This window comes from Rhizobium sp. NPDC092011 (genome assembly GCF_044756305.1).
Taxonomy (GTDB): Bacteria; Pseudomonadota; Alphaproteobacteria; order Rhizobiales; family Rhizobiaceae; genus Rhizobium.
The window spans coordinates 161,385-173,761 of sequence record NZ_JBIVSO010000001.1 but is presented as its reverse complement, the minus strand read 5'-3'; the positions used below and the strand labels follow the sequence as shown (position 1 = coordinate 173,761).

At 56.5% G+C, this 12,377-nt stretch carries 16 protein-coding genes and 1 pseudogene; 7 read left to right on the top strand and 10 right to left on the bottom strand.

What is annotated here, in order from left to right; translation table 11 throughout:
* Nucleotides 1-114: 114 nt before the first annotated feature.
* From ACIQJ2_RS00975 to ACIQJ2_RS00955, 5 genes and pseudogenes are all read left to right on the top strand, one after another.
* Nucleotides 115-390 carry a metal/formaldehyde-sensitive transcriptional repressor gene (locus ACIQJ2_RS00975; RefSeq protein WP_400746415.1) on the top strand — a complete coding sequence of 92 codons (276 nt, stop codon included), beginning with the start codon at nt 115-117 and terminating at the stop codon, nt 388-390.
* 8 nt (nt 391-398) lie between these two features.
* On the top strand, nt 399-1,244 hold the full coding sequence (locus ACIQJ2_RS00970) for an alpha/beta fold hydrolase (RefSeq protein ID WP_400666494.1): 846 nt from the start codon (nt 399-401) through the stop codon (nt 1,242-1,244).
* A gap of 40 nt (nt 1,245-1,284) precedes the next feature.
* The gene (locus ACIQJ2_RS00965; RefSeq protein WP_400666496.1) at nt 1,285-1,536 is read left to right on the top strand and encodes a DUF1289 domain-containing protein; all 252 of its coding nucleotides are present in this window, start codon (nt 1,285-1,287) and stop codon (nt 1,534-1,536) included.
* Nucleotides 1,537-1,691: 155 nt separating this feature from the next.
* Nucleotides 1,692-2,018 carry an acyltransferase family protein gene (locus tag ACIQJ2_RS00960; protein ID WP_400746412.1) on the top strand — a complete coding sequence of 109 codons (327 nt, stop codon included), beginning with the start codon at nt 1,692-1,694 and terminating at the stop codon, nt 2,016-2,018.
* Between the two features lie 116 nt (nt 2,019-2,134).
* A pseudogene (locus tag ACIQJ2_RS00955) lies at nt 2,135-2,266 on the top strand (hypothetical protein); the annotation flags it as partial.
* A gap of 60 nt (nt 2,267-2,326) precedes the next feature.
* Here ACIQJ2_RS00955 and ACIQJ2_RS00950 read toward each other — a convergent pair.
* The 4 genes from ACIQJ2_RS00950 to ACIQJ2_RS00935 all read right to left on the bottom strand — a co-directional run bounded on the left by ACIQJ2_RS00950 (nt 2,327) and on the right by ACIQJ2_RS00935 (nt 4,519).
* On the bottom strand, nt 2,327-2,566 hold the full coding sequence (locus ACIQJ2_RS00950; RefSeq protein WP_400666861.1) for a hypothetical protein: 240 nt from the start codon (nt 2,564-2,566) through the stop codon (nt 2,327-2,329).
* 105 nt (nt 2,567-2,671) lie between these two features.
* Entirely contained in the window at nt 2,672-3,268 is a 597-nt protein-coding gene (locus ACIQJ2_RS00945; RefSeq protein ID WP_400666500.1) for a cation transporter, read from the bottom strand.
* Between the two features lie 2 nt (nt 3,269-3,270).
* Nucleotides 3,271-3,846 (bottom strand): Chromate resistance protein ChrB, encoded by a 576-nt coding sequence (locus ACIQJ2_RS00940; RefSeq protein WP_400666502.1) that lies wholly within the window; start codon nt 3,844-3,846, stop codon nt 3,271-3,273.
* Between the two features lie 382 nt (nt 3,847-4,228).
* Nucleotides 4,229-4,519, bottom strand: a complete 291-nt coding sequence (locus tag ACIQJ2_RS00935) for a hypothetical protein (RefSeq protein WP_400666504.1) — start codon at nt 4,517-4,519, stop codon at nt 4,229-4,231.
* A gap of 110 nt (nt 4,520-4,629) precedes the next feature.
* On the opposite strand from ACIQJ2_RS00935, the gene ACIQJ2_RS00930 reads away from it, so the two are divergent.
* Nucleotides 4,630-5,709 (top strand): hypothetical protein, encoded by a 1,080-nt coding sequence (locus ACIQJ2_RS00930; RefSeq protein ID WP_400666506.1) that lies wholly within the window; start codon nt 4,630-4,632, stop codon nt 5,707-5,709.
* A 481-nt stretch (nt 5,710-6,190) separates the two neighbouring features.
* Complete coding sequence (locus ACIQJ2_RS00925) at nt 6,191-6,571, top strand: hypothetical protein (protein WP_400666508.1); 381 nt, start codon at nt 6,191-6,193, stop codon at nt 6,569-6,571.
* 515 nt (nt 6,572-7,086) lie between these two features.
* Here the strand turns inward: ACIQJ2_RS00925 and ACIQJ2_RS00920 are convergent.
* From ACIQJ2_RS00920 to ACIQJ2_RS00895, 6 genes are all read right to left on the bottom strand, one after another.
* Nucleotides 7,087-8,385, bottom strand: coding sequence for an adenylate/guanylate cyclase domain-containing protein (locus tag ACIQJ2_RS00920; RefSeq protein WP_400666510.1), 1,299 nt, complete (start codon nt 8,383-8,385; stop codon nt 7,087-7,089).
* A 75-nt stretch (nt 8,386-8,460) separates the two neighbouring features.
* A complete protein-coding gene (locus ACIQJ2_RS00915) occupies nt 8,461-8,745 on the bottom strand; it encodes a copper-binding protein (RefSeq protein ID WP_400666513.1) in 285 nt (94 codons plus the stop codon).
* A 23-nt stretch (nt 8,746-8,768) separates the two neighbouring features.
* Complete coding sequence (locus ACIQJ2_RS00910) at nt 8,769-9,248, bottom strand: plastocyanin/azurin family copper-binding protein (protein ID WP_400666515.1); 480 nt, start codon at nt 9,246-9,248, stop codon at nt 8,769-8,771.
* A 53-nt stretch (nt 9,249-9,301) separates the two neighbouring features.
* Nucleotides 9,302-10,648, bottom strand: coding sequence for a multicopper oxidase family protein (locus ACIQJ2_RS00905; protein ID WP_400666517.1), 1,347 nt, complete (start codon nt 10,646-10,648; stop codon nt 9,302-9,304).
* 13 nt (nt 10,649-10,661) lie between these two features.
* Nucleotides 10,662-12,110 (bottom strand): TolC family protein, encoded by a 1,449-nt coding sequence (locus ACIQJ2_RS00900; protein WP_400666519.1) that lies wholly within the window; start codon nt 12,108-12,110, stop codon nt 10,662-10,664.
* Nucleotides 12,107-12,334 (bottom strand): hypothetical protein, encoded by a 228-nt coding sequence (locus ACIQJ2_RS00895; RefSeq protein WP_400666521.1) that lies wholly within the window; start codon nt 12,332-12,334, stop codon nt 12,107-12,109. Before ACIQJ2_RS00895 ends, ACIQJ2_RS00900 begins: the two co-directional genes overlap by 4 nt.
* Nucleotides 12,335-12,377 lie beyond the last annotated feature (43 nt).

Here is a 12,377-nt window from a genome sequence, read left to right as displayed (position 1 = left end):
TCAGTCTCGCCTATAGAATAGGGGGGTATATTATTCGTTGTCAACTTTGAATTTTTGTGGCTTCATGTGCTAGGCAAGACGTTCAAACGTCCATTGTCCGTGAGGAGCATCCGCATGTCCCACAGCGTTCGCGAGAAGCAGAAGCTGGTTAACCGTGTTCGCCGCATTCGCGGGCAGATGGATGGCGTCGAACGGATGCTCGAAGATGAGAAGGGCTGCTCGGAGGTCATGCAGGTGATTGCCGGCGTGCGCGGTGCGGTGAACGGACTGATGGGCGAGGTGATCGAAGATCACATCCGGATGCACGTCGCGGCCGAAGGGCTGACGCAGAAAGAGCGTGACGAGGGAGCTGCCGAACTGATCGACGTCCTGCGCGCCTATATGAAATAGGAGAGATCATGCTGTTGGCAGACCATGAGGACTCGGGAAACAGATTGCGGGTTTTGCTCCTGCCCGCCCTAAGCTCGATTTCCACTCGAGAGGAAATGCAGCCTTTGGCCTGGCAGCTTGATAATGAATTCATTACGGAAACGCTCGATTGGCCGGGATTTGGAACGAATCCGCGCGCGCAAATCGACTGGACGACCGAGATTTTGTCCGATTTCCTTCGCGACAGCCTTCGGCGGCAAAGTCCGGCTGCCATCATCGCGGCAGGTCATGCCGCCGCCTATACTGTGCATGAGTTGGCGCAACGACCTGGAGGTGTGGTATGTTTGATCCTGGTCGCACCGACCTGGCGTGGACCGTTACCAACGATGATGGGCGGCAGAAAAGGTTGGTTCAGGCACATCGTTGGAGCTCTCGACAACAAAGTTGTCGGGCCGCTTCTTTACCGTTTGAACGTGAGCCAATGGGTCATTCGCAAAATGGCCCTTGAACACGTTTACAGCGATGCGGCCTGGCTGACTGACGCCCGGTTTCAATCCAAGATCGCCGTGACCAAGGGTGAAGGAGCGCGCCACAGTTCGGTTCGTTTCGTCACCGGCAGCCTCGACCGCTATGCCGACCGCGATTCCTTTTTAGAGGATCTCAGCCGGATTGTTTGCCCGGTTCTGATCGTCTACGGCGCCGAAACACCCCGCCGCTCCCGGCTCGAGATGGAGCTGATGTCGATGTTTCAGGACGTAACGGCGGTCATTCTGGAAAAGGGCAAACTTGCGCTGCATGAGGAATTTGCAAGCAGCGTCGCCGGAGTGGTCATGTGTTTCATCAACGCGAACCTGCGGAGCGACCCTCCGGCATGAATCTCTGAGCCACATTGCGGATTAAAGAACGATTTTGAAAATGAAGTTAGATTCACCCTGCACAGATATCTGCCAGTTCGATCCGCGCAACAAGTGGTGCCTAGGCTGTGGCCGAACGGTCCTGGAAATCAAAGACTGGCGGAAGTTGTCACCGTATCACCGAACCGCGCTCGCAAAGGAACTCAAACAGCGGGTGGAGAAAACGAGGCAACGCGCTCAAGCTGGGAAGGAAAAACCGGCTCAGATGGCTCGAACGTCAGAACGAGAGGAACAGAGAAGGGGCTCTCGATAAAGCTCACGGACGCTGTCGGTCAAGCGCCAGGGGCAGTGTTCCGGGTCAGTCGAGGATATGGGACGGCTGACGTAATTTTTTCGGGTTTGCTGGACCTAGACCATTACCGCTTTAGAAATGTTAGACGCGTGACCACAATAGTGGGAGAATAATTTTTGAATCTCACCCTGAGGCATTCTTTTTCTCCTGTGTCCGCTCACAGTGGGTCAAATGAAAGTCTCGCCTGTCGCCGGGATATCGATGGCCTGCGCGCGGTTGCGGTCACTGCGGTCGTTCTCTATCACGCTGGCATCCCCGGTTTCAGTGGCGGGTTTGTCGGTGTCGACGTATTTTTCGTCATCTCAGGCTTCTTGATGGCGTCGCTGATCTCCAGCGAAATCGCGCAAGGCGAATTCAATCTCGTACGGTTTTATGAGCCCCGCATCCGGCGGATATTCCCAGCATTGTTTGTGGTCCTGGCTGCATCTTCGGTCGCTGCGTGATTTGTCCTGATGCCGACCGAATTTGCGTATTTCGCGCGCAGCCATAAGGCCGAAGCTTTGTTCACATCGAATTCCAGTTCGAGAAGGAAAGTGGTTACTTCGACATCGGCGCCCAGATGAAGCCGCTGCTACATACCTGGTCACTTGCTGTCGAAGAGCAGTTCTATATCCTGTTTCCCTTGCTGCTGCTGGCCGTCAACCGATTTGCGCGACGGTGTGCAGCGCTGATCTTGACAGGGTTGTTGTCCGTATCGTTCGCGGCCAGTACGTGGACGCTGTCCTGGTCGGAGCCCGACGTTTTGCACCGGTTACTGATCGTCGTCATCATGTACTGTCGTCCAGACGGTCTGGATAAGCAAAACGATGAAATAGAACGAAACAAACAGGATGATGGCTGCGATCGCATAGTGGACGTTCTCCATCAGCTTGGGGTGATGCCTCTCAACTAACTCGCCCATTTTGTAGACGATGATCATCAGAGCAGTGAGCACTCCTGCCAGGAGGAACGGCCAGACTTTTTTGACGAGCATTGCTATGGCCCTGAGCATCTGAACCTCCCTGAAGGACAAGCGGCCGGCTTTTGGATTTCTGGTTTTATCGGTTCACCTGTCCGAGGCGCATGGAGCGCGCGAAACATGAGCGTGAAAGCCATCCTATCGTTGAGCGATTCGGTGCTCGTTACGAGCGGCACTCCACACCTCGCGTGCCGCATCCGCATTCATCGCGGCAATGGCGATGCCGACAACGAGGTCGGGCCAAGCGGAACGCCAGACGAAGGCGGTCACAAGGCCCGCGGCTATGATGGCGATGTTCGCAAACGCATCGTTGCGAGCGGAAAGAAATGCGGCGCGCGTCAGACTGCCGCTGTGATGGCGGTAGCGCGTGAGCATCAGCGCGCACGAGAAGTTGACGACGAGTGCGCCAAGGCCTGTCAGCGCCAATGACAGCGGGTCTGGCGCAACAGGGATCATGAACTTCTGCCACGCGGTCCAGATGGTTGCGATACCCGGCACCAGCAGGATGCCGGCGAGCGCCATTCCGACACGGGCGCGATTATATGCGCTCCAGCCAAGTGCGATGGCGATCAGGAGATTGATGGAGGCGTCTTCCAGGAAATCGACACTGTCGGCGAACAGGGAGACCGAACCGATCGAAAGTGCCACCAGGAACTCGATCCCGAAATAACCGAGATTGAGGAGCGCCACATAGATGACGATCCGCTTCAGACCTTGCCCCATGAACACGGTCATCGTCAGTCCTTTGGTTCTGGTGGCTTGGAGGTGCTGCTGCGTGTCTCCTCGTGCGCCTCGAACACCCGCTTGGCGAAGGTGTCCAGCAAAGTCTCGCAATCTTTCAGCCGCTCTTGGGACTCCGGTGCGAGAGCGGCACCGTAAAAGTCGAGTTTCGCGATCTTTTCGAGCCACCCCTGCAGTTTCTTCAAATCGGCATCATTCTCTTCAAGTTCCGCATAGGAGAATTTCCCGATCGCCGTTTCCTTGGCGATCTCCTTTTCGAAGTCACCGCAACGCTCAAGGAATTCATGATAATGCTCGTCACGATCGGCCTTGAAACGGGCAATTACCTTTTCTTGCTGACCGAGGTCGGCAGCGGCAGTCTCCAGAATGACGGCCTCTCCGCCCATCCCAACAATATCGTTCTCGAGCATCTTGAAGCGGCGGAGATGTTCATCCGTCTTGGGCAGCATGCAGACGCCGTTCTGCACATAGACGGCCCCCATGCCCTTGATCTTGCGCCAAAGAGCAACCCGCTTTGTTGCAGGGTCTGACGGGACTTTATAGGTCAGCAGTAGCCATGACATCTCAATCATGGCATTTTAATAATGTAACGATTGTTTTACCTCAATCGTAACGGCTCTTTGAGCTGCGCCATGAATGAGGTACCGCTCCCCCCTTAGCGGGCTATTCAGGCGAGCTACGAGCAGATGAGATCAGCGAGTTGTCAAGTCGCGATTGTTGTGAGGAAAGGCAATCTGCAGCACGCCGTTTCGGCTGCAGTCAGAAGCGCTGGCTTCGTGATTCACGGATGATGAAGGTATGCAAAAGCTATAAGCGCCGCTGATTCATCCCATATTCGCAGGAGCAGCTTTGGCCCTCTGTAAAAGTGCGGTCAGGCTGAGGTCTGTCATTATTGCAATGACAAGACTGATCCGATTTTCACTTCGTTGACCCAGAACGCAAATTTTATCATGATCAAATCATCGAATCGCGGATATGTTCCGCTGACAAATTGGGCCGATGCGAATCCTGATCAAAATTCTCGTTGCGATTATGTTGCTGGGGGCATTCGATGGCCCTTGTGCTGCGGTCGTCTTCGAGCACGAGCACATCGATCAGGCTGCTGAAGCCGGGCTGGTTAACTCTTCGGAAACCCATCATCGCCTCGACAGCCGGTACATTGCCGGATCGCATTGCCAACAATGCGGCATCATTGTTCAAACCTCTCAGCTCACAGCCCAGGATCCCGGTGGTACTAGGTTCCATCAGCCGGCGTCCGACACCCTCTCGGATAAAATTAGACCTGTCGAGCAACGCCCACCCATTTCCCGGATCTGACTTTCTTACTGCTTGAAATTCAGATTAAGGGGAACCGCATGGCCTTGCATGGGTCTAATTTCGCAGCCGTGACTATTGGCTCGCGCGTTTTGGCGAGCGTCTTCAATTGGCAAAATATCACATGCCGCAGCGTCTACCGGTTCGCGCTGCTTTGTATCGTCACTTTCTTGGGCGGCTGCGTGCAAATGTCGCTCGATGATCTCGGGGAAGCATCTCGTGAGATACCACCGAGGCTACTAGCTGCGATACAAGCGAAAGGCATGACGCCGGATAGCCCGGTCCTTGTCCGTATTTTCAAGATGGAGAGCGAACTAGAGGTCTGGAAAATCGACGGCAGCGGGAAATACGCATTGCTCAAGATCTACCCGATGTGTCGCTGGTCGGGAAAGCTCGGGCCAAAGACGAAGACCGGTGACCGGCAAGCGCCGGAAGGCTTTTACAGGGTATCGCTCGCCGGCCTTAATCCCAAATCGGAATTCTACCTCTCCTTCAATCTCGGCTACCCTAATCGGCTGGAGGCTGCTCTAGGCTACACAGGGGAAGCTTTGATGGTACATGGAGCATGTTCCTCGTCCGGATGTTTTGCGGTCACGGATCAGGGCGTCGGCGAAATTTATGCCGTGGTGGAGAAAGCGCTGAAAGCAGGCCAGCCTGCGTTTCAGGTACAGGCTTACCCCTTCCGCATGACTCCCGAAAATCTCGCCGCGCATCGCGATGATCCGAATCTTCCTTTCTGGAAAAACCTGAAGGAAGGCTATGACGTTTTCGAGGTTCGACGTCGCGAGCCTAAAGTCGGAGCTTGCAGCCGAAAATACGTTTTCGATGCTCAGTTCAAAGACCCCGACCCCGGTAGTCCCCTCGACACGTGCCCGGAGCGGGTCGACCTAGCCGATCCGGCGGTTGTCGCGAAAATGCAGGCCGACAATCAGAAATACCAGCAGTTGGCGGAGAAGATCCTCAAGCCGCTGGCCTATCAGGACGGCGGGATGCACCCCAGTTTCCGTGCTCTTCTGAAGCAGAATGGCAACATCAAGCTCGCGGAGAAAGTCTCAAGCATCAAATATCCGGTCAGTCGGCCAACCGCCGCTTTGGCCGATCCCTTTGATGGCAAGCAATAGCGAATTTGTCGGTACGCACGCTACGATCTTTTGACCGTTCACACTTGAAAGCGATAACATAATGCGCGTTGTGATACTTGCTGCAACTGCAACAACTCTTGGTGCGTACGCGCGCACCGCCGCTTCGGTTTCACCATCCTTAGTTCTGTATCGGAAACGGCAGCAACGGTGGCTGTCAAAGAATACCGTCCAATACAGGCCCGTCGCAGTCCGGGAGGGCATGAAGTAACGCTGTTGCTTGGCGACCATCGTTTGGCAACACGGAAGCCCATATTCCAGGTCGCCAAGGCAAGACGACGGAGTCGTCGGACGGCGCCAATCATCTCTGTCTTTTTCCCAATGAAGGCACATTGCCTTGCTTTTTCGCTTCGCCACCGGGCTTCCAAGATCGTGGCCAGCCTCCCAAGCTTAGCTTCCATCTCTTGGCCACAATCATACCGCTTTTGATTCGCAGTCGGTGACTTTCTAACTAGGGGGACGGATGAAGCGGTTCTTATTTGTCTGGGGAATGTCGCTCTGTTTGACGACCCCAGCGGCGGCCGACCAATATGACGGCATCTATCGTGGATTGGTGGCGGCCGCTTACAGCCACATGGAAACCGCTTATCGGTGCCGAACACTGATCGGCTTGTCGGATTATCGAGACGCCCGCGTGACGGCCGAAAACAGTTTACGGCTGAGCGGCATGCCGACGGACATAGCCTTTCACGCCGTCGAACGAATGGTGACGAAGATGCAGGCGACTCAACCCCGGGAATTGCGAGCATTGTCATTGGCGGATTGCTTCATCCATCTAAGAACCACGCAAACCAATCTTCTTGCCCAAGAAGGTAAGATGCAGTCCTATTGGCAACGGCAATAATTTGGCAGGACGGCCTGTAATGGCCCGATAGAATGTCTGGCCGCGAAGCGGCGTGATTACGCGGAGCAACGAAATATGGTAACGTAAACACCTCACTTGTCTTGGGAGGGGTAAATGCGGGGTCGAGCTATTTCTTTGGCGATAACCGCTATCTCTCTGTGTTTCTCTTCAGTCCTCGCTGCCGAGAGATTGCCTTTTCACACTTCTCGTTTTCCTGGTGACGTTACGGTAAACCTGACCGTGACGTCACTGCATGCGTCATCGGGCGGTGGTTACGATTACGATGTGACCATCGGATTGATGGAAACCGACGCGGCCGGCGCTATTAAGTTCATCGATGCAACTAACCATGGCGCGCGGGTAAAGTGCCTTCCCAGCAGGATTTTGATCGGTGGCGTCGCTTATATCCCTGCAAGGGGGGCTCGCGGTTCCGACTGGAAGGAAGACCTATGGGAGTCGGTCTGTGCTCCTCCGGTTTCCTGATTGAGCGGCGTCAGTTCATCGGCAGCGGCCACTTACAGAACCGGATATTCGCCATCCAGATGGCGATTTGACACCCGTGGGGTCATTGTCGGTCCGCTCAGATAGGCGATGTCGATGAGTTCCTTGCGCCCTTCGAGCTTTACATTGTCTTTTTGAAGCCACCGCTTGCCATACTGAGCGCCTGGAACTTGATCCATCATTGCTGTTGAAATCACCAGTGGCGACCGGAGCTTCTTCGCGACCGATTCCAGTCTTTGGGCAACATTCACAGCGTCGCCGATAACGGTGAATTCATCATGGAAGCCGCTTTCAAGGACGCCGCCGATAACCGTGCCATAGTGAAGACCGATGCCTGTCTCCAGAGGTGGGCCGCCTTGCTCAATATTTGCAAGGCGCCATCGATCGAGTGCAGCGGCCAACTCCACGGCGCATGCCAGCGCGCGGTGAGCGTCGTCAGGCTGTGGCTTTGGTTGACCAAATACGGCCATCACCCCGTCGCCGATGAATTTGTCCACCGTGCCGCCGTGGGCGAACACAGTGCCCGCTACAATCCGGCGATATTCCGCAAGGACACGGGCAAATTCCCGCGCGTCGGCAGTCTCCGAATAGCTGGTGAAGTCTCTGATGTCGACGAACATGATCGCTGCATTTCGGCGCTCGAGGTCGAGCACAGCACTTGCATCCTGAAGATCGGAGACGATGGTCGGCGAGAAGAAACGCGATAGGTTCATCCGCCGCTCTTCGATCTTCAGCGCATGCTTGCGCGTGCGATCATGGTCGAGTGCCAACAGATAGACCGCCAGCGCCGTAAAGCCGAAGCTGATCGTTAGTATCAGGTCCTGACTGAAGAAATTGCTCAGCAGAGAGCCGTTCGCACTAGTATGGTGCCGATATGCCATGATCGCCAGCATCATCAACCAGGACGTAACCACGATAGTAGAGAACAGAATGATAAGACGGCGATCGAGCTTGAGCGCGATGTGATTGAGGAGGATGAAGGCAACGACGAGGCTCGACGTCGTAAGGTTGTGGTTGTCGGTGATCGGGCTGGCTAGGATGTGCTCGTAAAGAACCACCACCACCAGGACGGCGTCGAGGGCGACAAATGCTGCTTTCACGCTTTCCCGGTTCGGAAAATGTGCGGCAACGATGACCGAAGCGACGCTGATGCCCAGATAGGCAAGGCTCACCGTCATGTGGATCGCGAAACTGGATTGGCTGTCGCCGAAGACCAGGCTGGCGAATAAGATTGAAAGGGCAACGAATCGCAGCGAGGCGGATCGAAGCTCGCGGACGGAATCGCTATCTCCAAGCGGTGATTTCTGGTTCATTGTCTTGGTTCTGAGATATGAGATTCAACTGAAACCAGGCGTGGCCGGGCACCGTGAGAGCCCGGCCTGGAGGCGTTATTTCACCTGCGTGATCGTGAGCTTGCCGTTCACCCGCTCGGCGACGAACTCGATGTTTGAGCCCTGCTTCAGCTTTTCGAGAAGGGCAGCATCCTCGACCCGGAACACCATCGTCATGGCGGGCATGTCGAGGTTCTTCAGCTCTTCATGCTTGACGGTGACCTTCTGGGCCTTGTTGTCGACCTTGTTGACCACGCCCTTGGTGAACTCCTGGGCGAACGCGTCAAATGCCGAGATGAAAGACAGCGTAGCGGCAAGGGTGATCTTGATTGCGCTATTCATTTTTTGGCTCCTGGGATTGGGAGTTACTTAGCTGCGACCGTGACGTCGCCGTGCATGCCGGCGTCGTAGTGACCGGGAACGAGGCAGGCGAATTTGAACTGGCCGTCTTTCGTGAACTTCCAGACGATCTCACCGGATTGACCCGCCGCCAATCTGATTGCGTTCGGGTCGGCGTGCTCCATTTCCGGGAACTTCTCCATCACTGCCTTGTGCTCGAGGATCTTGTCCTCCTGGTCGAGCACGAATTCGTGGTCGACGGTGCCAGCGTTCTTGATGGAGATTTTGACCGTCTGTCCCTTGCGAACGTTGAAGACCGCTGGAGCGAACAGCATTTGGCCGTCTTCGGTTTCCTTCATGGTCACACGGATTGTCTGCGTCGCCTTGGTCTTGTCACCAGGTTCACCGACGGCGAGCTTTTCGTCATGGCCCCCGGCATGGCTTCCGGATGCGAAAGCGGGGCCGGCGAGCGCTGCGAGCATGATTGCGATTGCGAGATTCTTCATTTGAGATCCTTTGTGGTTGGAAATATCTGGTGTGGTTGGGGAATATCCGGCCGTCATCCGTTGGTTGGCTTCGGGGTAATCTGGGTCTTGGCGTCTTTCGCTCTGGTCTGGTCCGGCAGTTCGCCGGTCCATTCCCAAGCCTGCGTTCCGGGCGGGTTTTCGTACCAACCCGGATCGGAGTAGTCGCCCGCGGAGATACCTTCGCGGACCTTCACGACCGAGAACATGCCTCCCATCTCGATGGGGCCGTGCGGACCCCAGCCGGTCATCATGGGGACAGTGTTCTCGGGTATGGGCATTTCCATTGCGCCCATATCAGCCATGCCCTTGGTGCCCATTGGCATGTATTCCGGTTGAAGCTTTCGGATTTTCGCGGCGAGCTTTGATTTGTCGGCACCGATGAACGTCGGAATGTCGTGTCCCATGGCGTTCATCGTATGGTGCGACTTGTGGCAGTGGATTGCCCAGTCTCCCGCATATTTCGCATCGAATTCGTAGGCCCGCATGGCGCCCACGGGTATGTCGATGCTGACCTCCGGCCAGCGTGCTTCCGGCCGAACCCATCCGCCATCCGTGCAGGTCACCTCGAAGTCGTAGCCATGCATGTGGATCGGATGGTTGGTCATCGTCAGGTTGCCGACGCGTACGCGCACGCGGTCGTTCTTCGAGACGACAAGCGGGGTGATGTCCGGGAAAACGCGGCTGTTCCAGCACCATATGTTGAAATCGGTCATTTCCATGACGCGTGGCACGTAGGAGCCGGGATCGATGTCGTAGGCGTTGAGGAGGAAGACGAAGTCGCGATCGACCCGCATGAACTTCGGATCCTTCGGATGGATGACGAAGAAGCCCATCATGCCCATGGCCATCTGCACCATCTCGTCCGAATGCGGGTGGTACATGAAGGTGCCAGATTTCACGAGATCGAACTCGTAGACGAAGGTCTTGCCGACCGGGATATGCGGCTGCGTCAGGCCGCCGACGCCATCCATGCCCGACGGGAGGATCATGCCGTGCCAGTGGACGGTGGTGTGTTCCGGTAGTCTGTTGGTGACGAAGATACGCACACGATCACCCTCGACCGCTTCGATCGTCGGACCCGGCGACTGGCCGTTGTAGCCCCAGAGATAGGCCGTCATGCCGTTGGCCATCTCACGCTCGACGGGCTCGGCGACAAGATGGAACTCCTTGACGCCGTTGTTCATGCGGTGCGGCAACGTCCAGCCGTTCAGGGTGACGACGGGCTGATAGTCCGGCCCCGAAACCGGATGGACGGGCGGCTGCATATCAGCCGAAGCCATGGAGGGTGCGTCGGGCAATCCCATAGCGGAGGTTTTGGTCCAGGCGCCGGCCGCGAGCAATGCCGCCCCAGCTCCGAATAATTGTCTTCTGTTGAACATTGAAGTTTCCTTTCTACTCGTCGGAGCCGGAGGCCGAGGCGGTTTCCGCAGATGCCGAGGACGATCCGCCGCCATAGATGGCGGGCACAAGGTTGGCCTCCGCGAGCCAGAAATCGCGTTTGGCGTTGACGGAGAGCAGGATGGCGTTGATCTTCTCGCGCGTGTCGGTAAGCAGCTCGAAGGTATTCGTGATCATCCCGTTGTAGGTCAGGAGCGACTGCTTCTCGACTCTGGTACGTAGCGGCACGACATTGTTGCGATAGTGACGCGCGATATCCAGGCTCGAACGGTAGGCCTGATAGGACGATCTGGCTTCCGAGCGGACATTCACGGCCTTTTCCGCGAGCTTGTTCGCCGCTCGCATGTAAGCCAGCTCTGCCTTCCTCATCCGGGCCTTGCCGCTATCGAAGATGGGAATGGCAAAACCAATCTCCGCCGAACCGGTAAACTCGGTCTTCTTGCGGCCGTCCTCGCTGCTGCGCTCAGCTTCAAGGCCGGTCAGGAGTTCCAGATCAGTGACGTAGCGGGTCGCTTCCGTCAGACCGTAGGAGCGAGCTGATGCCTCGAGCTCCAGCTTCGCGCCCCTGAGATCGATGCGATTGCCAAGGGCATCTGCCTCAATCGTGTCGCGGTCGGCTATTGTTTTGGGAAGCGGTGGCAGGCTGTTCGGTATCTGATATTCCATATCCGAACCCCACAGCCCCATCAGCCGGGTCAACTCCTCCTTGGCGAGCCTTGCCGCCAACCGTGCCTTGGCTGTTTCTGCGGCAAGTTCGGCCACAAAGGCATGTTCGCGGGCCTGCGGGCCTTTCGCCATTGCCCCGGTTTCACCCAGTTTCTCCGCCAGTTCCGAGGCCGCGTCGGCAGCGATTTGCGCGCGCTGCAATTGCCCGACATTCTCATATGTAGCGACAACGTTGATCCAGGCACGCCGCGTTTCGGCAGCCAGCCGAAGGGTCTGGATTGCTGCATTGAGTTGCGCCTGCCGGAAACGCGTATCCGCAAGTTCGACGTCACGTCTCTTGGTGATGAGCGCGAGAATATTCGTCGCGATCGCTCCTTCGATCGTCCTGAACGCTTCAAGCTCCGGCGTGCCGATGCCTTTCAGGCCGACGGACACGGTCGGATTGAGCAGCATGGTCGTCTGCCATGCGTCGGCCGCGCCGTCGCCGAGATCCGCATAGGCAGCCTGAAGGCCCTTATTGTTAAAGAGTGCGATCTGGACCGCGGTTTCGACATCCAGCGTCTTCTTGCGAGACAGGAGAGCCTTGACCTGTGCGGATAACGCCTTCGCCTGCTGCTGATTTTGAATCCAGACAGCGTCCTTGGCAGTCACGGATTTGGCCGTGGCGGAAACGGTAGCAAAGCCGGCTTCCTTCTTGGCATATTCGGCACTGCTGACGCAGCCGCCGAGGATCGCTGGAAATACGGCAATTGCCGCAAGCTTTCTGATCGCGATCATGATGCGTCTCCATTGGCCGGAGACTGCCGATCATTCTGCTGGCGCCACGGTTTGGGATCAATCGGCTTGCGCGGGACATAGCCTGAAACAGGGGAGCTATATCGGATGGGAGCGGCAGATTGCGCCTGTTCGACATCCGATGATGCGACGACATCGGGTGGAAGCGTGGATGTGCAGCCGCCCACGAACAGGGGCAGCCCCACCACGAATATGGAAGGTCTCATCTATGAAAATCCGAATAAGTGACAGCTATGACACGCGCGCCCT